Annotated in this window: 22 protein-coding genes; 17 read left to right on the top strand and 5 right to left on the bottom strand. The window is 75.4% G+C overall.

Annotated elements, in window-relative coordinates:
• Positions 1-74: 74 nt before the first annotated feature.
• Complete coding sequence (locus HUT06_RS18065) at positions 75-971, top strand: TIGR03620 family F420-dependent LLM class oxidoreductase (protein ID WP_176196812.1); 897 nt, start codon at positions 75-77, stop codon at positions 969-971.
• Between the two features lie 3 nt (positions 972-974).
• Here the strand turns inward: HUT06_RS18065 and HUT06_RS18060 are convergent, their stop codons facing one another.
• On the bottom strand, positions 975-1,631 hold the full coding sequence (locus HUT06_RS18060; protein WP_176196811.1) for a response regulator transcription factor: 657 nt from the start codon (positions 1,629-1,631) through the stop codon (positions 975-977).
• 8 nt (positions 1,632-1,639) lie between these two features.
• The gene (locus HUT06_RS18055; RefSeq protein WP_217711336.1) at positions 1,640-2,773 is read right to left on the bottom strand and encodes a sensor histidine kinase; all 1,134 of its coding nucleotides are present in this window, start codon (positions 2,771-2,773) and stop codon (positions 1,640-1,642) included.
• A gap of 156 nt (positions 2,774-2,929) precedes the next feature.
• Between HUT06_RS18055 and HUT06_RS18050 the strand changes: the two genes are divergently transcribed.
• Genes HUT06_RS18050 through HUT06_RS18040 form a run of 3 tightly spaced genes read left to right on the top strand, consistent with a single transcriptional unit; the run spans position 2,930 to position 5,396 of the window.
• Positions 2,930-3,835 (top strand): ATP-binding cassette domain-containing protein, encoded by a 906-nt coding sequence (locus tag HUT06_RS18050; RefSeq protein ID WP_176196810.1) that lies wholly within the window; start codon positions 2,930-2,932, stop codon positions 3,833-3,835.
• Entirely contained in the window at positions 3,832-4,617 is a 786-nt protein-coding gene (locus tag HUT06_RS18045) for an ABC transporter permease (protein WP_176196809.1), read from the top strand. Before HUT06_RS18050 ends, HUT06_RS18045 begins: the two co-directional genes overlap by 4 nt.
• A complete protein-coding gene (locus HUT06_RS18040; protein ID WP_176196808.1) occupies positions 4,617-5,396 on the top strand; it encodes an ABC transporter permease in 780 nt (259 codons plus the stop codon). Before HUT06_RS18045 ends, HUT06_RS18040 begins: the two co-directional genes overlap by 1 nt.
• 15 nt (positions 5,397-5,411) lie before the next feature.
• Here HUT06_RS18040 and HUT06_RS18035 read toward each other — a convergent pair whose 3' ends face one another.
• Complete coding sequence (locus tag HUT06_RS18035; RefSeq protein WP_176196807.1) at positions 5,412-5,726, bottom strand: hypothetical protein; 315 nt, start codon at positions 5,724-5,726, stop codon at positions 5,412-5,414.
• A gap of 579 nt (positions 5,727-6,305) precedes the next feature.
• Here HUT06_RS18035 and HUT06_RS18030 point away from each other — a divergent pair.
• Positions 6,306-7,172, top strand: coding sequence for a helix-turn-helix transcriptional regulator (locus HUT06_RS18030; protein WP_176201439.1), 867 nt, complete (start codon positions 6,306-6,308; stop codon positions 7,170-7,172).
• Positions 7,173-7,198: 26 nt separating this feature from the next.
• On the opposite strand, the gene paaI is transcribed toward HUT06_RS18030, so the two are convergent.
• Entirely contained in the window at positions 7,199-7,639 is a 441-nt protein-coding gene (gene paaI / locus HUT06_RS18025; protein WP_368406975.1) for a hydroxyphenylacetyl-CoA thioesterase PaaI, read from the bottom strand.
• A gap of 142 nt (positions 7,640-7,781) precedes the next feature.
• Between paaI and HUT06_RS18020 the strand changes: the two genes are divergently transcribed.
• The 9 genes from HUT06_RS18020 (at position 7,782) to HUT06_RS17980 (ending at position 16,355) form a co-directional block, all read left to right on the top strand.
• Positions 7,782-8,183 (top strand): nitroreductase family deazaflavin-dependent oxidoreductase, encoded by a 402-nt coding sequence (locus tag HUT06_RS18020; RefSeq protein WP_176201437.1) that lies wholly within the window; start codon positions 7,782-7,784, stop codon positions 8,181-8,183.
• 124 nt (positions 8,184-8,307) lie between these two features.
• Positions 8,308-9,384, top strand: a complete 1,077-nt coding sequence (locus HUT06_RS18015) for a phosphotransferase enzyme family protein (protein ID WP_176196806.1) — start codon at positions 8,308-8,310, stop codon at positions 9,382-9,384.
• Between the two features lie 121 nt (positions 9,385-9,505).
• Complete coding sequence (locus tag HUT06_RS18010) at positions 9,506-10,372, top strand: NAD(P)-dependent oxidoreductase (RefSeq protein WP_176196805.1); 867 nt, start codon at positions 9,506-9,508, stop codon at positions 10,370-10,372.
• 79 nt (positions 10,373-10,451) lie between these two features.
• Positions 10,452-10,841 carry a VOC family protein gene (locus HUT06_RS18005; RefSeq protein WP_176196804.1) on the top strand — a complete coding sequence of 130 codons (390 nt, stop codon included), beginning with the start codon at positions 10,452-10,454 and terminating at the stop codon, positions 10,839-10,841.
• 13 nt (positions 10,842-10,854) lie between these two features.
• A complete protein-coding gene (locus HUT06_RS18000) occupies positions 10,855-11,472 on the top strand; it encodes a bifunctional 2-polyprenyl-6-hydroxyphenol methylase/3-demethylubiquinol 3-O-methyltransferase UbiG (protein WP_176196803.1) in 618 nt (205 codons plus the stop codon).
• Positions 11,473-11,538: 66 nt separating this feature from the next.
• The gene (locus HUT06_RS17995; RefSeq protein WP_176196802.1) at positions 11,539-12,438 is read left to right on the top strand and encodes a hypothetical protein; all 900 of its coding nucleotides are present in this window, start codon (positions 11,539-11,541) and stop codon (positions 12,436-12,438) included.
• Positions 12,435-13,529 carry a hypothetical protein gene (locus HUT06_RS17990; RefSeq protein WP_176196801.1) on the top strand — a complete coding sequence of 365 codons (1,095 nt, stop codon included), beginning with the start codon at positions 12,435-12,437 and terminating at the stop codon, positions 13,527-13,529. Before HUT06_RS17995 ends, HUT06_RS17990 begins: the two co-directional genes overlap by 4 nt.
• Before the next feature lie 7 nt (positions 13,530-13,536).
• Positions 13,537-15,009 carry a hypothetical protein gene (locus HUT06_RS17985; protein ID WP_176196800.1) on the top strand — a complete coding sequence of 491 codons (1,473 nt, stop codon included), beginning with the start codon at positions 13,537-13,539 and terminating at the stop codon, positions 15,007-15,009.
• The gene (locus tag HUT06_RS17980) at positions 15,006-16,355 is read left to right on the top strand and encodes an AAA family ATPase (RefSeq protein ID WP_254715242.1); all 1,350 of its coding nucleotides are present in this window, start codon (positions 15,006-15,008) and stop codon (positions 16,353-16,355) included. Before HUT06_RS17985 ends, HUT06_RS17980 begins: the two co-directional genes overlap by 4 nt.
• 23 nt (positions 16,356-16,378) lie before the next feature.
• On the opposite strand, the gene HUT06_RS17975 is transcribed toward HUT06_RS17980, so the two are convergent.
• Positions 16,379-17,167 (bottom strand): ABC transporter ATP-binding protein, encoded by a 789-nt coding sequence (locus HUT06_RS17975; protein WP_217711335.1) that lies wholly within the window; start codon positions 17,165-17,167, stop codon positions 16,379-16,381.
• Positions 17,168-17,360: 193 nt separating this feature from the next.
• Here HUT06_RS17975 and HUT06_RS17970 point away from each other — a divergent pair, with 193 nt between their 5' ends.
• The 3 genes from HUT06_RS17970 (at position 17,361) to HUT06_RS17960 (ending at position 19,058) form a co-directional block, all read left to right on the top strand.
• Entirely contained in the window at positions 17,361-17,876 is a 516-nt protein-coding gene (locus tag HUT06_RS17970) for a hypothetical protein (protein WP_138641169.1), read from the top strand.
• Positions 17,877-18,012: 136 nt separating this feature from the next.
• The gene (locus tag HUT06_RS17965) at positions 18,013-18,702 is read left to right on the top strand and encodes a hypothetical protein (RefSeq protein ID WP_176196797.1); all 690 of its coding nucleotides are present in this window, start codon (positions 18,013-18,015) and stop codon (positions 18,700-18,702) included.
• Positions 18,703-18,842: 140 nt separating this feature from the next.
• Positions 18,843-19,058 (top strand): hypothetical protein, encoded by a 216-nt coding sequence (locus tag HUT06_RS17960; RefSeq protein WP_176196796.1) that lies wholly within the window; start codon positions 18,843-18,845, stop codon positions 19,056-19,058.
• Positions 19,059-19,071 lie beyond the last annotated feature (13 nt).

Raw genomic sequence — 19,071 nt, 5'->3', positions numbered from 1 at the left:
GGTGCGTTGACAAGCGGGGCGGTCGTTCCGGTAACGTCCTAAGCGGGTTGTACGTTCCGATTATAGGAGGACCGATGACGGCGGTACGGCTGATGCGGGAGCGGCTCGGCAGGGTCGGCACGGGGCTGATGACGCCGCTCGCCCCCGCCGAGGAGTGGCGGCGGGCGGCCCGGCGCATCGAGGACGCGGGCTACGGGTCGCTCTGGACGAACGAGGCCATCGGGGGCCGCGAGGTCTTCGCGCAGCTGGGCGTGCTGCTCGGGGCGACGGAGCGGATCGTCCTCGGGTCGGGGGTGGCGAACCTGTGGGCGCGGCATCCCGCCGCCATGCAGGGCGCGGCGTCGGTCCTCGCCGACGCCCATCCGGGCCGGCTCGCGCTCGGCGTGGGCGTCAGCATGGCCGCGTCCGTCGAGCGGAGCGGTCAGAAGTGGACGAGCCCGCTGGCCCGGATGCGGGAGTACCTTGACGGGATGGACGCGGCGGTCGCCGCAGCGCCGGTGCCCGAGGTTCCGTTCCCCCGGCTGCTGGCGGCGCTCGGCCCGAAGATGCAGGGCCTCGCGCGCGAGCGGGCGGACGGGGCGCTGCCCGCGGCGATGCCCGTCGAGCACACCAGGGCGGCGAGGGAGCGGCTGGGCCCGGACAAGCTCCTGGTCGTCACGCTGACCACGATCCTGGAGACCGACCCCGGGAAGGCGCGCGCCACCGCCCGGCAGATGCCGCTGCTCAGCCTTCCGGGCTCGCCCTACGCACGCGTGCTGCGGGAGCTGGGCTACCCGGACGAGGCACTGGCCGGCGGCGGTTCGGACGAGGTCGTCGACGCGTGCTTCGCCTGGGGCGATGAGGCCGCGATCGGCAAGCGGGTCCAGGACCATCTGGACGCCGGCGCCGACCATGTGGTCATCGCGGCCCTCGCCCCGGATCTGGCCTCGTCCGCCGATCTGTACGAGCGGCTCGCCCCGGCGCTGGTCTGACCGCTAGCCGGGCTGGACCAGGCGCGTCTCGTAGGCGGCGATCACCAGCTGCGCCCGGTCGCGGGCCTGCAGCTTGGAGAGCAGGTGGCCGATGTGGGTCTTCACCGTGGCGGGGCTGAGGTGCAGGTGCTCGGCCAGCTCGGTGTTGGACAGGCCCCGGGCGATGAGCGTGAGGACCTCCCGCTCCCGGTCGGTCAGCGCGTCCAGCGCGGCGGGCGGCTGCTGGACGGGGGCGGGGCGGCGGACGAACTCGGCGATCAGGCGGCGGGTCACCGTGGGGGCGAGCAGCGCCTCGCCGGCCGCGACGGCGCGGACGGCGGACAGCAGGTCGGCGGGCGGGGTGTCCTTCAGCAGGAAGCCGCTCGCCCCCGCCTTGAGCGCCGAGTACACGTAGGCGTCCAGGTCGAAGGTCGTGAGGATCAGCACGCGCACGTCCGGGAGGTCGGCGCAGATCCGCCGGGTCGCCTCGATGCCGTCCATCTCCGGCATGCGGACGTCCATGAGGACGACGTCGGGGCGCTCGCGCGCGGCCAGTTCGACGGCCTCGGCACCGGTGCCGGCCTCGCCGACGGCGCGGAGGCCGGGCGCGGTGTCGATGAGGACGCGAAAGCTGCCGCGCAGCAGGGCCTGGTCGTCGGCGACGAGGACGCGCAGTTCCAACGGTCTTCCTAGGGTTCGTACGGGAAGTCGGCGGACACGGCGAATCCGCCGCCCCGCCGGGGCCCGGCGGTGAAGTCGCCGCCGTACATCATGACGCGTTCGCGCATGCCGATGAGCCCGTGGCCCCCGTCGCCGCCCGGCAGGACGCGGACGCCGGGCCCGTCGTCGGTGACGTCGACGCGCACGCGCTCCCCGTCGGCCCTGACGCGGACGCGGCACCGGGCGGGCGCGGCGTGCTTGACGACGTTCGTGACCGCCTCCTGGACGATGCGGTAGGTGGAGAGGGCGACGCCTTCGGGGAGGACGGGGGCGTCCACGTCCAGGTCGACGTGGACGCCGGCCATCGCGGCGCGCTCCGCGAGGGCGGTGAGGTCGGCGAGGCCGGGGGCCGGGCCGAGGTCGGCGTCGGTGCGCAGGACGCCGAGGAGGTGGCGCATCTCCGCGAGGGAGCCGCGGCTGGTGGTCTCGATGACGCGCAGGGCGTCGAGGCCCTCCTCGGGGCGGGCCTCCGCGACGTGGACGGCCACCCCGGCCTTCACGGCGATCAGGCTCATGCTGTGCGCGACCACGTCGTGGAGTTCGCGGGCGATGCGGAGCCGCTCGTCCGAGACGGCCTGGTCGACGAGCCGGCGGGCGGACCGGTCGGCCTCGGCGCGACGCTCGCGGACGACGCGGCCGAGCGTCCAGGACGCCCCGAGGACGGCGAGCCCGAGCACGGCCTCCCCGGCCTTCCCGGCGTGCCAGTCGGCGGGGCCCAGGATGGCGCCGCCGAAGATCACGACGGCGCTGGCGACGCCGATCAGCGGGGTGGGGATCCAGCGGCGCCGCCGCCGGGCCAGCGCGACCGGGTAGAGCGCGTACGCGGCGGCGGCGTAGGAGTCGAACGGCAGCCCGAGGACGAGGGCGGCGGTGGACGCGGCCAGGACGGCGGCGAAGACGGGGACGGGCCACAGCCGCCGCACCGCGAGGGGCAGGCCCGCGGCGGCGGCGACCGGGACGGCGGCGAGCGCGGAGGCCTCCGGGGCGGCGGAGAGCGTCAGCATCAGGAGCGTGTAGACGACCGCTGCCCCGGCATCCAGCCAGATGAGGGCGCGCCGGCCGAACCGCATGAAGAACGGCGAGCGCAGTTCGGATTCGTCCACGTCACGACGGTAGCGGGCGGAGCGGGATGGCGCCTCCGACCGCCGGCCGTCATACCGGGGTCGGATGCGGGGCCCGTGCTCCGCGCACGGTCGGACGGGCGGGTCCCGCCCGCGCTCCGATGCGCGGCGGGCACGTCCGGCGGGAGCGTTGACGGCATGATCGAGGTACGCGAGCTGACCAAGCGCTACGGCGGGACGACCGCGGTGGACCGCCTGTCCTTCGTGGTGCGGCCGGGGACGGTGACCGGCTTCCTCGGCCCGAACGGCGCCGGGAAGTCGACGACGATGCGCGTCCTGCTGGGGCTGGACAGGGCGGAGTCCGGCGAGGCGCTGGTGAACGGGGGCCGGTACGCGGCGCTGCGGCGGCCGATGCGGGACGTGGGCGCCCTGCTGGACGCGGGCGCCGTGCACGGCGGCCGCCGCGCGTTCGACCACCTCGGGTGGCTGGCGCGCAGCAACGGGATCGGGACGCGCCGGGTGGCGGAGGTACTGGAGCAGGTGGGCCTGGCCGGGGTGGCGCGCCGGCGGGTCGGCGGGTTCTCGCTCGGCATGCGGCAGCGGCTCGGCATCGCGGCGGCGCTGCTCGGCGACCCGGGCGTGCTGATGTTCGACGAGCCGGTGAACGGCCTGGACCCGGACGGCGTCCGCTGGATCCGCGAGCTGATGCGGTCACTGGCCGCCGAGGGGCGGACGGTGCTGATCTCCAGCCATCTGATGAGCGAGATGGAGCTGACCGCCGACCGCCTGGTCGTCATCGGGCGGGGCCGGCTGATCGCGGACACGTCGGTGCGGGAGCTGGCCGACCGGTTCGGGCGCGGCGTCCTGGTCCGCTCGCCGCGTCCCGCCGAGCTGTCCGCCGTGCTGGCCCGCGCCGGCGGCGGCGTCGAGTCCGCGCGGGACGGGGCGCTCACCGTGACCGGGCTGGACGTCGCCGCGATCGGCGACACGGCCGCGGCGAACGGGATCCCGCTGTACGAGGTGACGCCGCGCAGCGCGTCCCTGGAGGAGGCCTACATGCGGCTGACCGCGGACAGCACCGAGTTCGGGGCGGTGGCGCGATGACCGGGCCGGGCGACGCGATCGCGGCGGAGTGGTACAAGCTGCGGACCGTCCGCTCGACGGCCGCCGTCCTCGGCACGGTCGCCGCGTTCATGCTGCTGTGCGTGCTGTGGTCGTGGTACGTGACCCGGTACTGGGACGGGCTCTCGGCGGAGCGCCGGGCGACGGCGAAGGCGGCGCCCGCGGAGCAGCCGCTCGCGCTCGCACTGCCGGTGTGCGCGGTGGTGCTGGGGGCGCTGACAGTGACGTCGGAGTACTCGTCCGGGATGATCCGGACGACGCTGGCCGCGATGCCGCGCCGGATCGCGCCGTTCCTGGCGAAGGCGGGCGTCGCGGCGGCCCTCATGGCCGCGGCCGCCTGGGTCGCGCTGGCCGCCGGCACCGTCGCGGGTGACGTCATCGTCGGCGACCGGGCGGTGCCCGCGTTCCAGGGGCGGGCGGCCGACGTCGCGGCGCATCTGCTGTGGGTCGGGCTGGAGACGGCGGCGATCACCCTGGTGGCGTTCGGGCTCGGCGCGGTGCTGCGCTCGACCGCGGCGACGATCACGGGCGGCATGGCGGTGCTGTTCGTGCTGCCCCCGCTGGTCCGGCTGCTGCCGTCCCCGTGGGACGAGCGGATCTGGTCGGCGCTGCCGGGCGGGCTGGCGAACCAGATCGCGGCGGCGCCGGGCTCGTCCGGCGACCCCGGGTCCCTGCCGGCGGGGGCGGCGGTGGCGCTGCTGGCGGCCTATGTCGTCGTCGCGCTGGGAGCCGGCGCGTACGTGTTCACGCGGAGGGACGCGTGATGGCGGACGCCCTCGCGGCCGAGTGGTGGAAGCTCCGCTCGATCCGCTCGACCTCTGTGGTGCTCGCGGTGACGGCCGCGTTCACCGGGATCGTCGTGCTGCTGGCGTTCCAGATGGCGCACGTCTGGGACGGGCTGGAGGCCGACCGCCGCGACGACCTGCTGCTGCGTCCTTTGCAGGAGATCGCGAGCTGGGTGGCGTCGCTGTGCCTCGGCGTGCTCGGCGTGCTGTCCGCCTCGTCCGAGTACCGGACGGGCATGATCCGCACGAGCCTGGCCGCCGTTCCGAGGCGCGCGACGCTGCTGGCGGCCAAGGCCGCGGTGGTCGGGGCGGTCGCCGCCGTCGCCGGGCAGGCGGTGGCGGTCGGCGCGTTCCTCGGCACCCGGCTCGTGATCGGGGACCGGCCCTTCGCCGACCAGCAGGCGTCCATCGCGCACGACCTGCCGGGCATCGTCCTCGCCGGGACGGTGGTGCCGGTGCTCGCGCTGCTCGGCCTGTCGCTCGGCGTCCTGCTGCGCTCAGCGGCGGGACCGATCGTGGTGGTCGTCCTCGTGTGGCACGTCCTGCCGACGCTCGTCCAGCACCTGCCCGGCCCGTGGGGAGAGCGTGCCGCGTCGGTGATGCTCGGGGGCCTTCCCCGCCAGATGGCGGGGCTCAGCGCGGACAACTCCATCTACGGCGATCTGCTGTCGCCGGTGCAGGCGACGACCGTATTGGTCGGGTATGCACTCGTCCCGCTCGGTTTCGCGGCATTCGTCCTGAGCCGGCGCGACGCCTGAGCGCGGCGCGGTGGGTCAGAACCGGCCCGCCTGGAGCGAGGTCGCCCGGACCGCCAGGCGCTCGCGGAGCATGTCGATGGCCTCGTCGATGCGCGGCGCGGCGGCCTGGGCGCGGACGCGCCGGCCGTTCAGGTCGACGACGGCCTGCGCCAGCGCCGGGCGCGGCAGCGACGGGTCGTTGACGACGCTCAGCGTGACCTGGACGGAGCCGACGCCGTGGGCGCCGCCGAGCGCCGTGCGGACGGCGCGCTCCGCCGCCGCGCGCTCGTGCGCCGAGACATCGCCCGAGGTCAGGAACCGGATCTCCGGTCGCTCACGGGTCGCGTTCATGTTTCCCCCAGATGGACGGTGGTGGCCGGCCGATCGGCCGCGCGGCGGGCCCGGCCGCCGCCTCACCCTGATCAACGCCCGGCGGCCCGAGATCTTGCCCGCGCGGGACGAGAGCTTCGTCACGCGGACCGGCCGCCGGGCCGCGCCGGCCGCCCGAAGATTCACCAAAACACGCGACGCACGACATTCACGCGTCGTACGACGCATGTGGGAATGGCCTGTCAGGATTAGCCGCGGCAATGCCGAGAACGGCGCCTAATTGGTCCGCCAACGGCGCCGCGACCACTGGTGAAATGACCCGCGCGCCGACCGCAGCGGCGCACCGGTACCACGTTCCGCAGCCGGACCACCACCGACAGCACTGGTCGCCGGGTGCCCCCACCTGCCCCTCCGCATGCCCGCCCCGTGGCGCGCCCGGCGGCGGGCGCGTTTTCCATACCTCCCAAAAAGGCGTCCGCATCCTCTAACATAGGGCGGTGCCGTGCGGCCCACACGCAGACCCGTCGACTGGCTGGTGACCCCTTGTCCCAGGATTCAGCTGCCCCAACACCTCCGTCCGAAGGTGATCCGGCCGGACGGCTGATCGATTATCCCCGGCGCGGCGGGCCCACCGTCCTGCGGATTCTCCTCGGCGCGCAGCTGCGCCGGCTGCGCGAGGCACGCGGCATCTCCACCGAGCAGGCGGGCTACGAGATCCGCGGCTCCCACTCCAAGATCAGCCGGATGGAGCTCGGCCGGGTCGGCTTCAAGGAGCGCGACGTCGCCGACCTGCTCACGCTCTACGGCGTCTCCGAGCCCGACGAGCGCGCGCCGCTGCTGGCACTGGCCAAGGAGGCCAACAACCCCGGCTGGTGGCACCGCTACGGCGACATCCTGCCGAGCTGGTTCGAGGTGTACCTCGGCCTGGAGGAGGCGGCCTCGCTGCTGCGCACCTACGAGCTGCAGTTCGTCCCCGGGCTGCTGCAGACCGAGGACTACGCGCGCGCGGTCGTCCGGCTCGGCTACTCCGACGCCTCGGAGGAGGAGGTCGAGCGGCGCGTCCAGGTCCGCACGACGCGGCAGGAGCGGTTCACCTCCCCCGACGCGCCGACGCTGTGGGCCGTGCTGGACGAGGCGGTCGTGCGCCGCCCGCTCGGCGGCCGCGAGGTGATGCGGGCCCAGATCAGGCACCTGATCGAGGTGTCGGAGCTGTCCCACGTGACGCTGCAGATCGTGCCGTTCGGGGCGGGCGGGCACGCGGCGGCGGGCGGCCCGTTCACGATCCTGCGCTTCGCCGAGCCCGGCCTGTCCGACGTCGTCTACCTGGAGCAGCTCACCAGCGCGCTCTACCTGGACAAGCCGACCGACGTCGACACCTACATGCGCGCGATGAACAATCTGTGCATCACGGCGGCGCGTCCCGACGACACCGCCCGGTTCCTCGCCGGCATCCTGAAGGAGCTCTGAGCCGGGCGGCTCGAAGGAGAACCCGGCTAGAGGGCGTCGCCGCCGATGACGGGTGCGCCCCGGCTGCGGCTGCCGCCCCGGAACTCCGCGATGACGTCCCCGTCCGGGACGCGGCGGACCGTCACGTCGTAGATGCCGCTGCGGCCGAAGCGGACCCGTTCGGACGCGGACGCCTCCAAGACGTCCCCGGCGCGCGCACTCGCCACGAACACCACGTCCGCTGACGCGGCGACCGTCACGGCGTCATGGGTGTTGCACGCGTAGGCGAACGCGGAGTCGGCGAGCAGGAACACGTAGCCGCCGTGGGCGATCCCGAAGCCGTTCACCATCGTCTCGGCGACCGCCATGCGCAGGCGCGCCCGGCCCGGCGCGACCTCCACGACCTCCATGGCGAGGTCCTGCGCCACCTTGTCCCGTGCGTACATCGTCTCGGCGCATCGCCGCGCCACCTCCGCCGCGTCGTCCACCGGCCCAGCGTAATGACCGGCGCGCCCGCCGGGCAGCCGCGAAGCCGCGGCTTGAGAGGCGCGCCCCTGGGAAGGTCATCGGGAGTCCGGGGGTTACACCGGTGGCCGCACAACGGCCGGAGCCATGAGGAGGTACGGAACCATGCTGTACGGCGAGGAACACGTCCGGCGCTACCAGGAGACCGACGGCGCGGAAGGGCACGACTGGCAGGGCACGACGACGCTGCTGCTCACCACGACGGGCCGCAAGACCGGCAAGGAGCGCACGACGCCGCTCATCTACCAGCCCGACGGCGACGCCTACCTCATCGTCGCGTCCAAGGGCGGCGCCGACGAGCCGCCGCTCTGGTTCCGGAACCTGGAGGCGGACCCGGAGGTGAAGGTGCAGGTGAAGGGCGACAAGTTCACGGCTCGCGCCCGCACCGCGACGCCGGAGGAGAAGCCGGCGATGTGGCGGAAGATGGCCGCGGTCTGGCCCGACTACGACGAGTACCAGAAGAAGACGAGCCGCGAGATCCCCGTGGTGGTGCTGGAGCGCGTCTGACCGCCGGACGCGGGTTCGCCGCGGCGGCGCGTGCGGGTTCACTTTCGCGGCGCGGGCGGGGCGTGTAGCGTCGTCGTAGAACATCCATTCGACCGCCGTCCGCCGACGCAGCCGAGGTGCCGAGGTGCCCACGTCGCAGAGCACTGAGACCCGCCCGAGTGCCGACACCGATCCGGTGCCGCCGCGGCTGCTGCGGCGCTGGGACGCCGGCGCCGGGGCGGTGACCCCCGTGCCCGCCGGGTCCGGCCGCCGGTGCTGGCGGGTCGACGCCGACGCGGGGGCGTTCTTCCTCCGCGAGTACGCCGAGCCCGACCGGCGCCGCATCCGCTTCCAGCACACCGTCACCGCCGCGCTGGACGCGGCGGGGCTGCCGGTGCTCGCGCCGCTGCCGGCGCGCGGCGGCCGGACGCTGGTCACCGCCGCCGGCCGCGGCTACGTCCTGTACCCGTGGGTCGGCGGCCGGGGGCGCGGCGGGCTGGAGCTGACGTTCGCGGGCTGCGAGGCGCTCGGCGCGCTGCTCGGCCGGCTGCACGCGGCACTGGACGAGCTGACCGCGCCCGTCCAGCAGAGCATGCTGGTGCCGACGCCGCGCGCCGACGCCGCGGCCGCCGCCGTCGCGCGGATGCTGGCGGACGTCCCCGGCGACGGCGACGGCACCGACTTCGACGCGCTGACCGCGCGCCGGCTGCGCGAGCGCCGCGACCTGCTCGCCGAGTTCGCCGGGCACCAGCCGCCCGACATCGAGGTGAGCACGGTCGGGCACCTGCACGGCTCGTTCCACGCCGGGCACCTGCGCTACGGCGGGTCGGGCAACGTGACGGCCGTCCTCGGCTGGGACGGGCTGACGACGGGCCCGGTCGCGGGCGAGGTCGTCCGCTCGGCGGCGCGGCTGTTCGCCTGCGACGACGAGCGCGGTCTCGACCTCGACCGCGTGCAGGCGTTCGTGCGCGGGCACCGGTCCGCGTACCCGCTGGACGCGGGGCAGATCCAGGCCGCCGTGCACCGCGAGTGGTGGGAGCGGCTCTGCGACGTCGCGCCCCTGCGGCACCGGTACCTGGGCGAGAACGGCGCGGGCGGCCGCGGCGCCGCGGCGCTGGTGGCGTGGTGGTCGGCGCAGCTCGACCGCACCCTCGACGCGTTCGCCGCGCCGTACACCGACGCGTACGCCGACGCGCCGGACGACGGCCACGCCTACGGCTGACCGGCCCGCCGCTCGTCCGCCCACCGCTGGGTAGGTCCTTCATGATGCGCGACGCGCAGCCGTGTGCCAGGATTGCCACCGCACGGTTATGAACTGAACAGTCCAAAATTGGGAGGGCGAGATGACGCAGATCGCGATGCTCGGCACGGGGATCATGGGCGCGGCGATGGCCCGGAACCTGCTCCGCGACGGCCACCGGGTCGCCGCCTGGAACCGGACGCCCGCGCGGGCCGAGCCGCTCGCCGCCGACGGCGCCACCGTGGCGGGCTCACCCGCCGAGGCCGTGGCGGGCGCCGAGGTCGTCATCACCATGCTGAAGGACGGCGAGACCGCCCTGTCGGTGATGGCCGACGCCGAGCCCTCGCTGCGGCGGGGCCAGGTCTGGGCGCAGATGGGCACGGTCGGCCTCGCGTCGCTGGAGCGGCTCGCCGCGTTCGCCGCCGAGCGGGGCATGACGTTCGTCGACGCGCCCGTCCAGGGCACGAAGCAGCCCGCCGAGCAGGGCAGGCTCATGGTGCTCGCCGCCGGACCGCAGGACGCGCGCGGCGTCCTCGACCCGGTGTTCGACGCGGTCGGCTCCCGGACGCTGTGGCTGGACGAGAGCGGCGCCGGCGGCGCGGGCACCCGGCTGAAGCTCGCCGCGGTCAGCTACGCCATCTCGCTCACCTCGGTCGTGGCCGAGTCCGTCGCGCTGACCAAGGGCCTCGGGCTGGACCCGGCGCTGCTCGGCGAGGTCCTCACCGGCGGCCCGCTCGACAGCGTCTACCTGCAGGCGAAGATGAAGGCCATGGTCACCGGCGACTTCGAGCCGAGCTTCGCCGTCCGCAACGCCGAGACCAACACCCGGCTCATCCACGAGGCGGCGGAGGCGGCGAAGATCCGGGTGGACGTCAACGACGCCTCCGGCGAGCGGTTCCGGCGCGCCATCGAGCAGGGCCACGGCGACGAGGACATGGCCGCCACCTACCGCGCGAGCTTCCCGGCCTGACTCCGGCCCGCCCGCCGCCGGGCTCCGCGCGGGCGTGGCGGTGCGCCGGGGCCCGGCGGTGGCGGGCGAGGATGGGGCCATGGACGTTCTGAGCAGCCGCATCCTGCTGCGCCCGCCCGACCCGGCGCGCACCCAAGCCTTCTACCGCGACGTGCTCGGCCTCGCCGTGCACCGGGAGTTCGGCCCGGCCGACTCCCCCGGCGTCGTGTTCTTCCTCGGCCCCGGTTTCCTGGAGGTGTCGGGGCACGGCGCGGGCGAGACCGGGGCGTCCCCGCTGATCTGGCTCCAGGTCCGGGACGTGCGCGCCGAGCACGAGCGGCTCGCCGCGGCAGGCGCGCGCGTCGCCCGGGAGCCGCGGGAGGAGCCGTGGGGCCTGGTCGAGATGTGGATCGAGGACCCCGACGGCGTCAAGATCGTTATCGTGGAGGTCCCGGCGGGGCATCCCCTGCGCCGCGACCCGCGCTCCTGACCCGGCGGTGACCATGACCCGCGACCACGCGAACCCCGACTACTGGAACCACAACGTCCACTACCACGGCCTCGTCCTGCGCAACGTGCCGCGCGGCTGCGGCGAGGCCCTCGACGTCGGCTGCGGGGACGGGCTGCTCGTGCGGCGCCTCGCGCCCCGCGCAGCCCGCGTCACCGGGCTGGACCGGTCGGCGGAGATGATCGCCACGGCGCGGCGGCTGAGCGAGGGCGCCGGCAACGCCCGCTTCGTCGAGGCCGGCCTCCTGGAGCACGACCTGCCGGAGGGCCACTACGACTTCGTGTGCAGCGTCGCCGCCATCCACCACATGGACTTCGTGAAGGGCCTGACCGCGATGCGCGACGCCGTCCGGCCGGGCGGAAGCCTGGTCGTCATCGGCCTGGCGAACAACCGCGGCGCGCGCGACTGGACGTTCTCGGCGCTCGGCCTCCCGGCGCACCACGTCCTGCGGCTGCGCAACCGGCGGCGCGCGGGCGATCCGGGCGCACCGGTCCTCGACCCGGCGATGACCTGGGACGAGGTGCGCGACGAGGCGCTGCGGCTGCTGCCCGGCGCCGCCTTCCGCCGGCACCTGCTGTGGCGGTACTCCATCGTGTGGCGCAGGCCGCGCTGACCCCGCTCCGCCGCCGCAAACTGGAAAACACTGGAATTGTCCGGAAGTACCTGTACTGTCTGCGCCATGTCCCCGCCCCCCGGCGGCCCGGCCTCCGGCGCCCCGACCCCCGACGAGCTGGAGGCGCGCATCACCGAGCTGCGCGCCGCCGTCCGGCGCGCCGTGGCCACCGGCGACCGGCGGGAGGCGCGCGGCCTGCGCGCCCGGCTCCGCGAGGCCGAGCAGGCATGGGACGAGGCCGTCCTCGGCGACGGCGGCACCGACCCGGAGCCCCGCCGCGGCGACCGCGACGACCGCGAACCCGACCACCGCGGACGCGGCGACCGTGAGCGCGGCGGGCGCGGGCTGCTGCCCGTCCGCGACCAGGTCCACCAGGCGCTGACGCTGCTCGGCGCGCCGGCGGCGCCGAAGCTGATCGGGTCGGTGTACGCGGCGTTCTTCCCCGGCGAGATCGCGGGGTCCCGGCTGACGAGCCTGCGCCGCGACGAGGAGCGCTCGTTCCGCACCGCGCCGTACGCGCGGCCGTACTACCTGTGCGCCGCGCTGACCGCCGACCTGCTCGCCCCCGCGCGCGGGCTGCTCACCGTGAGCACCTGGCCGCTGGAGCGGCGGATCGTCGGCCCGCTGAGCCCGCGCACCGACTTCCTCACCGCCGCGGTGCGCCTCGCCGAGCACGCCGGGCGCGGGACGCCGTCCCCGGACGTGCAGCGGCTGCTGTGGCGTTTCGCGTCCAACATTCCCGGCGCGGTCACCGGTACGGTCGGTACGGCCGATCCGGAGGCGCTCGCCGCCGCCGCCCGGGCCGAACTGGACGTGCACCGCGAACCGGACCTGCGGCGCCGCGGGTCCGCCGCGGCCCGCGCCCGGGAGCGGCTCGACGACGCGGAGCGGCTGTTCGGCAGCCGGCTGCGCGCCGTGCGGGCCTCCGGGCGGCGCCCTGCCCTCAACGGAGAGACGGACCGATGACCGACACCGCACCGGACCTGGACCGGCTGCGCGGCGGCACTCCCCCGCGCAACCACGACGCCCGCACGATCGCCGCGCTGACGTCCAACCCGGGCTGCGCCCGGCGCGGGCTGATGGACGCGGCGGGCGTCGACAAGGACGCGGTGGCGCGGGCCCTGGGGTTCCCCGCGCCGTTCGGCCAGTCGCAGTTCGCGATCACGCGCGGGAACGCGTTCGAGGCGCAGGTGAAGGCGGACGGGTGCGCGGAGCTGCTGACGCTGCTGCGCGAGCGGCTCGGCCTCGACGTGCCGGAGGTCGCCTACGACGACCTGGAGGTGGTCGCGGGCAACGAGGGCCGGGAGCTGCGGCACTCGCGGACGCGGCGGCTGCTCGCCCGCGCGCTGGAGTCGGGCGAGGGCACGCTGTTCGACCATCCGCTGCTGCGGCTGGAGATCGCCGGGTCCCCGGCCTACCTGGAGCCGGACGTCATCGCGTTCCAGCTCGCGGGCCGGCTGCACGTCATCGAGATCAAGTCGTTCGCCGTCGTGGACGGGCAGGCCGAGCCGGAGCAGGTCGCGGCGGCGGCTCGCCAGTCGGCGGTGTACGTGCTGGCGCTGCGCCGGCTGGTGGCCGAGCTCGGGCACGACCCGGCGCGGGTGTCGCACGAGGTGTTCCTGGTCTGCCCGGAGAACTTCTCCAACCGCCCGACGGCGACGCCGCTGGACGTGCGGCCGCAGCTCGCCGTCCTCGAACGGCAGCTCGCGCGGCTCACCCGCGTCGACGCGCTGCTGGCCGAGCTGCCCGACGGGCTGACGTTCGAGGACGGCGAGGAGCTGGCCGCGTCGGTCCAGGCGGTGGAGGCCCGGTACTCGCCCGAGTGCATGGCGGGCTGCGAGATGGCGCTGTTCTGCCGGGACGAGGCGCGCGCGTGCGGCGCGACGGGCGCGCTCGGCCGGTCCGTGCGCGACGACCTCGGCGGTGTCGACACGATCGGCACGGCGCTGGCGCTGGCGGACGGCTCGCTGACGCCGTCCGACGACCTGGCCGAGACCGCCGAGCAGCTGCGCGCCGCCGCGCGGCTGCGCGCCGAGGCCCTGCACGGGGCGGCGTGACCCGTCGATGAGCGCACTGTCCTCGCTCGCGCAGTTGCAGGCGGCGGCCGCGGGGGTCGCGCAGCCGCTCGCGACCGTGCGGCACTGCCGGGTGTCCGACGCGCCGCTGGTGCTGGTCCCGCTGAAGCTGGCCGGGGAGGCGGCGGCGCCGCTCGCCGTGATGGCCGGGAGCGCGCCGGACGCTCCGACGCTGCTGGTCGTGCCGCAGCCGCGCAACCGCGACCTGCGGTTCGGGTTCGCCGCCGCGCTCGGCCGGCTCGTCCTGAACCACATCGAGACCAGCCGGGGCGAGGTGGAGCAGCTCCCGCCGGGCAAGGAGGGCGAGGAGCGGATCCGGTACGGGGACGCGCCGCAGCTGCTCGTCCCGAACCGGGGCGGGGTCGCGTTCCTGCGGCTGATGGGCCGGTCCACGCGGTTTCGCAGCACGGAGGGCCCGTACGCCGTCGATCCGGCGGTGCCGGTGCTCGGCCGGTGGCTGACGTGGTTCGCCGAGCGGTTCGACCACCCCGGGTCGTCGCTGCTGATGGCGATGACGGAGGCGCTGCGGCTGCACTGGGCGACGGGCCAGAGCTCGCTGGAGGACGGCAACCTCGCGGCGCTGGCGGGCTGGATCGCCCCGCCGGACGGCATGGACGGCCCGGCCGCCGCGGCCCGCGCCGAGGACCCCGTCCTGTGCCCGCCCGCGGGGCCGACCACCGACCCGACGTTCGACAACGAGGTCCTCGCACCCGCGATCGCCGCCTACGACCGGGCCGGCCCGCGCTCGCGCGCCGAGGAGCGGCTGCGGGACGTCCTCGCCGGGCAGCTCACCCCGACATGGGAGCTGATGTGGCGGGGCGTCGAGCTGCTCCGTGCGCTGCCGGAGGGCGCGAGCGTGCCGCGCCGCTGGGAGCGCGACCGGGACGCCTTCACCTATTACCACCAGACGTTCGGCGAGGCGTATCCTCAGGCGCGCCGCGACCCGCCCGTCCGCGCGGCCCGGCGGCTGCACGACCTCGAGCGGGCGCAGGACGCCTACGACGCGCAGCGGGCGTTCGACGACCCGCTGGTCATGGCCGAGCACCGGCTGGCCGGCGCGGCGTTCGGCGGGACGGTCACCGAGTGCGACCCGGCCCGGCTCGACGAGACGGGCAAGCGCCCCAAGCTGCGCCCGCTGCTGCGGGTCGGCACGGCGGACCCGGTGCGGCTCGACGTCGGGACGACCGTGTGCAGCGCGGCGCGGCCCGCGCTCAAGGGGAGGATCGTGGAGATCGCAGACGGCTCCGTGCTGCTGGAGCTGACCGGCGGGATGGGCCGCAAGCTCACGCCGGAGCCGGGCGCCGTCCCGGCGGCGGGCGCGCGGGTCTGCTTCACCTCGCTGTCGGAGGGCTCGTTCGGCGCGGCGAAGTTCCCCGACCGCGAGGACACGCCGTGGACGCACGGCGGGCCGCCCGGCGAGTACACGCCGACCGGCGAGGACGCGGAGGAGGAATGGGCGTGAGCGGGCACGCGGGCCGCCGGCTGCTCCCGGTGAACGCGGGCGACCTGGATCCGTCGGTGGCCGCGGGACGGGTCGTCGACGCCGTCCTCGCCGACCTCGCGGGCGGCCACCGCGGCGTGGTGGTCGACTCGCCGCCCGGCGCGGGCAAGTCGACGCTCGTGGTCCGCGCCGCCGCGCACCTGGCCGAGGCCGGCGAGCGGCTGATGATCGTGGCGCAGACCAACGAGCAGGTCGACGACCTCATCGAGCGGATCGCGGGCAAGCACCCCGCGATCACGCTGGGGCGGCTGTCGGCGTCGGGCTACGCGCCGTCCGAGCGGGTCCTGGCGCATCCGCAGGTGCGGGTGGCGCAGAAGGCCGGCGACCTCGCCGAGCACACCGTGGTGATCGCGACGGCGGCGAAGTGGGCGACGCTGTCGGACGGGACGTGGCCGTGGGCGATCGTCGACGAGGCGTACCAGATGCGCTCGGACATGCTGCTGCGCATCGCCGGCCGGTTCGAGCGGGCGCTGTTCGTCGGCGACCCCGGCCAGCTCGACCCGTTCTCCACGGTCGAGGTCGAACGCTGGACCGGCCTCACCTGGGACCCGATGCGCAGCGCCGTCTCGGTGCTGCTGGCGCACAACCCGGGCCTGCCCGTCCACCGGCTGCCGGTGTCGTGGCGGCTGCCCGCGTCGGCGGCGCCCGTCGTGTCGCGGGCGTTCTACCCCTTCACCGGGTTCCGCGCCGGGACGGGGCCGGGCGACCGGCGGCTGGAGTTCGGCGCGCGCGGCATGGGCACCACCTACGACCACGCGCTCGAAGAGGCCGCGGCGACGGGCTGGGCGCTGTACGAGCTGCCGGCGCGGCACACGCTGCGCACCGACGCCGAGGCGGTCCGCGCGACGGCGGCGCTCGCCGTCCGGCTGCTGCAGCGCGGCCCGGTCGCGCACTCCGAGCAGGGGTCGGCGCCGGTGGACGCCGCGCGCGTCGCGATCGGCGCCGCGCACCGCGACCAGGTGACGGCGATCCGCGCCGCGCTCGGGCCGCACGGCGAGGGCATCACCGTCGACACCGCGAACCGGCTGCAGGGCCGCGAGTACGACGTGACGGTCGTGCTGCACCCGCTGTCGGGGCGGCGCGACGCGACCGCGTTCCACCTGGAGTCGGGGCGGCTGTGCGTGCTCACGTCCCGGCACCGGCACGCGTGCGTGGTGGTGGCGCGGGCGGGCATCCCCGAGCTGCTGGACGCGCACCCGTCGTCCGAGCCGGTGCACCTGGGCGTCCCGGTGAAGTTCCCGGACGGGTGGGAGGCGAACCAGTCGGTCCTCGCCCACCTGGCCGGCCACCGCGTCGCGGGCGGCTGAGCCGCCCGGCCGGCCGGGGCCGGCTAGGCGGGCCCGGCGGTCGCGGCCCAGCGGCCGTTGTGGCGGGTGATCGCGATCGGGTGGTCGAAGCAGGCGCTGACCAGCTCGGTCGTCAGCACCTCGCCGGCCGGGCCGGAGGCGAGCACCTGGCCCTCGCGCAGCAGCAGCGCGTGGCTGGTGCTGATCGGCAGCTCCTCCAGGTGGTGCGTGACGAGCACGGTGGTCAGGTCGGGGCGCTCGGCGCGCAGCTGGTCGATGCTCTGCAGCAGCCGCTCCCGCGCGGCGACGTCGAGGCCGGTGGCGGGCTCGTCGAGCAGCAGCAGCGGCGGGTCGGGCATCAGCGCCCGCGCGATCAGCGTCCGGCCGCGCTCGCCCTGCGACAGGGTCGGCCAGCGGGCGTCCGCGCGCGCCGAGAGGCCCATCAGGCCGATCAGCTCGCCGGCGCGGCGCACCTCGGCGTCGGTGGGCGTCCAGCGCGGGACGAGCTCGATGGTGCCGGTCACGCCGGTCAGGACGATCTCCAGGACGGTCCGCGCCGACTCCAGGGGGTGCCGCGGGTTGACCTGCCCGATCAGCTTGCGCAGGTCGTGCACGTCGACCCGGCCGAGCCTGCGCCCGAGGATCTCCGCCGTCCCGCGCGTCGGGTGCGTGTAGGCGCCGAGAATGCCGAGCAGCGTGCTCTTCCCCGCGCCGTTCGGGCCGATCAGCGCCCAGTGCTCGCCGCGCAGCACGGTCATCGTGACGCGGTCGAGCAGCAGCCGCCGCTCGCGGACCAGATCGATCTTGTCGGCGTTCAGCACGACGTCGGACACGGGGACCTCCCGATTCGATGACTCGGCATGGGGCACGCGGGGAGTGTGCGGCGCGCGGGGACGCGGAGGCCGGGATCGCCGGGGCGGGCGCGTCGGTGAGGATCTTCAACGTACCCGAGCGGCGCCGCCGGTACGACGGAGGCGTCCGGCCGGATACTGTGAGATCCGGTGCCTCAGCGATCAGGGGAGGGACATGGAGGACATCGGCCTCATGTGCGCCCGCTGCGGCGGCGAGGTGCACGACGTGACGCACAACCGCGAGGGCTCGCTGGACGGCGTCGGCTACCGCCACAACCGGCGGGTCGAGCCGTGGGACCACGAGCTGGAGCTGGCGGTCGGCGAGGCCCTCCCGCGCGAGCCGGGCTGCGACTTCTGCGGCGCGTCCGGGCCGAGCTGGCTCTACTACCCCACGCTCGACCCCGACGACACCGACATGTTCGAGGTCGAGCTCGACACCACCGACCTGTCCGACGACGACACCGCCGTGGCCGTCCTCAACATGCTGTATCCGTGGTACGCGTGCGACACGTGCTCGGTGCTGGTCGCCGACCGCAACATCGACCTGCTCATCGCCCGCGCCCTCGACCACACCCCCGTCCCGGCGGACGGGCCCGTCGACGAGGACACCGTCCGCGCCCGGCTCCAGGCGTCCCTCTCGGTCTTCTTCACCACGCGCCCCGGCCGCCCCCAGCCGTCCCGCGCCGTCTAGCGCCGGGCGGGGGCGCGGCAGGCGGTGTGCGGCAGGCGGGGCACGGCGGCCGCCGCACCCCAGCGGGGCGGATGTCGGTGGGGGACATTAAGCTCTATGCCGTTTTGGTGAGATGAGCACGGGCACGGGGGCGGACATGATCATTGACCGGCGATTCCATGGGCCGGACGGGTCGGGGAACGGCGGATACGTCGCGGGGCGGCTGGCGGGCCGGGTCCCGGTCGACACGGTGACGGTGACGCTGCGGCAGCCGCCGCCGCTCGGCACCGAGCTGGCCGTGACGGCGGAGGACGAGCGGGGGCACAGCGTCCGGCTGTGGGACGGGGAGCGGCTGATCGCGGAGGCGCTCGCGGGGGCGATCGTCGTGCCGCCGATCGCGGCGGTCCCGTTCGAGCGGGCGCTGGAGGCGGCGGAGAAGTTCCGCACGCAGGAGAACCACCCGTTCCCGCGCTGCTTCGTGTGCGGGCCGGAGCGCGAGCCCGGCGACGGGCTGCGGCTGGAGCCGGGGCCGGTCGGCGAGGGGAGCGTCGCGGCGCCGTGGGTGCCCGAGCGCGTCCCCGAGCGGGAGCTGGTGTGGGCGGCGCTCGACTGCCCGGGCGGCTGGTCGTTCGACGTGGCGGGCCGCCCGGCGGTGCTCGGCACCATGACCGCGCAGGTCATGGACGTGCCCGCGGCCGGTGAGCAGTGCGTCGTGGTGGGGCTCGCGCGCAGCCGCGAGGGCCGCAAGATGCACGCGGCGACCGCGCTGTACGGGGCGGACGGGCGGCTGCTGGGCCGCGCCGAGCAGATCTGGATCGAGATCGACCCCGAGGCCTTCGGACGCTGAGCCGGCCCGCCGGCCGATGATCCGCAGCCGGCCGATCCCTGCCGGTTCCGCATGGATCGCGGAAATGTGTCGCCGGGCACTGTCGCCCCGGCCGGTTCCGCTGTTCAATCTGAGCTGCCGCGGATACGGAGGCGGAGCTCATGAGCGGAGACGCGTTACTCATCCTGGGGCTGGCGGCCCTCGCGATCTACACGGGCGTCCACTGGGAGCGGGCGCGCCGCAGCGTGACCGACCTGCGGTCCAGCCGCCGGCGGATCGCCACCCTGCGGCGGACGGCGGCGCGCGAGCGCGGCCACGTCGTGCTGATCAGCGCCGTGGCGGTGGCCGCGTTCTTCCTGGCGGTCCGGTACGGCTGAGCCCGGGCGGCGG

Source organism: Actinomadura sp. NAK00032 (genome assembly GCF_013364275.1).
Lineage (GTDB): Bacteria > Actinomycetota > Actinomycetes > Streptosporangiales > Streptosporangiaceae > Spirillospora.
This window is presented reverse-complemented; position numbering and strand designations above follow the sequence as displayed.

Bases quoted from the DNA above. Each gene is read 5' to 3' on its own strand.
- HUT06_RS18040 (WP_176196808.1), top strand. From the start codon at position 4,617: ATGGCGGACGCCCTCGCGGCCGAGTGGTGGAAGCTCCGCTCGATCCGC.
- HUT06_RS17990 (WP_176196801.1), top strand. From the start codon at position 12,435: ATGACCGACACCGCACCGGACCTGGACCGGCTGCGCGGCGGCACTCCC.
- HUT06_RS18005 (WP_176196804.1), top strand. From the start codon at position 10,452: ATGGACGTTCTGAGCAGCCGCATCCTGCTGCGCCCGCCCGACCCGGCG.
- HUT06_RS17960 (WP_176196796.1), top strand. From the start codon at position 18,843: ATGAGCGGAGACGCGTTACTCATCCTGGGGCTGGCGGCCCTCGCGATC.
- HUT06_RS18050 (WP_176196810.1), top strand. From the start codon at position 2,930: ATGATCGAGGTACGCGAGCTGACCAAGCGCTACGGCGGGACGACCGCG.
- HUT06_RS17965 (WP_176196797.1), top strand. From the start codon at position 18,013: ATGATCATTGACCGGCGATTCCATGGGCCGGACGGGTCGGGGAACGGC.
- HUT06_RS17970 (WP_138641169.1), top strand. From the start codon at position 17,361: ATGGAGGACATCGGCCTCATGTGCGCCCGCTGCGGCGGCGAGGTGCAC.
- HUT06_RS18045 (WP_176196809.1), top strand. From the start codon at position 3,832: ATGACCGGGCCGGGCGACGCGATCGCGGCGGAGTGGTACAAGCTGCGG.
- HUT06_RS18035 (WP_176196807.1), bottom strand. From the start codon at position 5,726: ATGAACGCGACCCGTGAGCGACCGGAGATCCGGTTCCTGACCTCGGGC.
- HUT06_RS18065 (WP_176196812.1), top strand. From the start codon at position 75: ATGACGGCGGTACGGCTGATGCGGGAGCGGCTCGGCAGGGTCGGCACG.
- HUT06_RS18000 (WP_176196803.1), top strand. From the start codon at position 10,855: ATGACCCGCGACCACGCGAACCCCGACTACTGGAACCACAACGTCCAC.
- HUT06_RS17985 (WP_176196800.1), top strand. From the start codon at position 13,537: ATGAGCGCACTGTCCTCGCTCGCGCAGTTGCAGGCGGCGGCCGCGGGG.
- HUT06_RS18010 (WP_176196805.1), top strand. From the start codon at position 9,506: ATGACGCAGATCGCGATGCTCGGCACGGGGATCATGGGCGCGGCGATG.
- HUT06_RS17995 (WP_176196802.1), top strand. From the start codon at position 11,539: ATGTCCCCGCCCCCCGGCGGCCCGGCCTCCGGCGCCCCGACCCCCGAC.
- HUT06_RS18020 (WP_176201437.1), top strand. From the start codon at position 7,782: ATGCTGTACGGCGAGGAACACGTCCGGCGCTACCAGGAGACCGACGGC.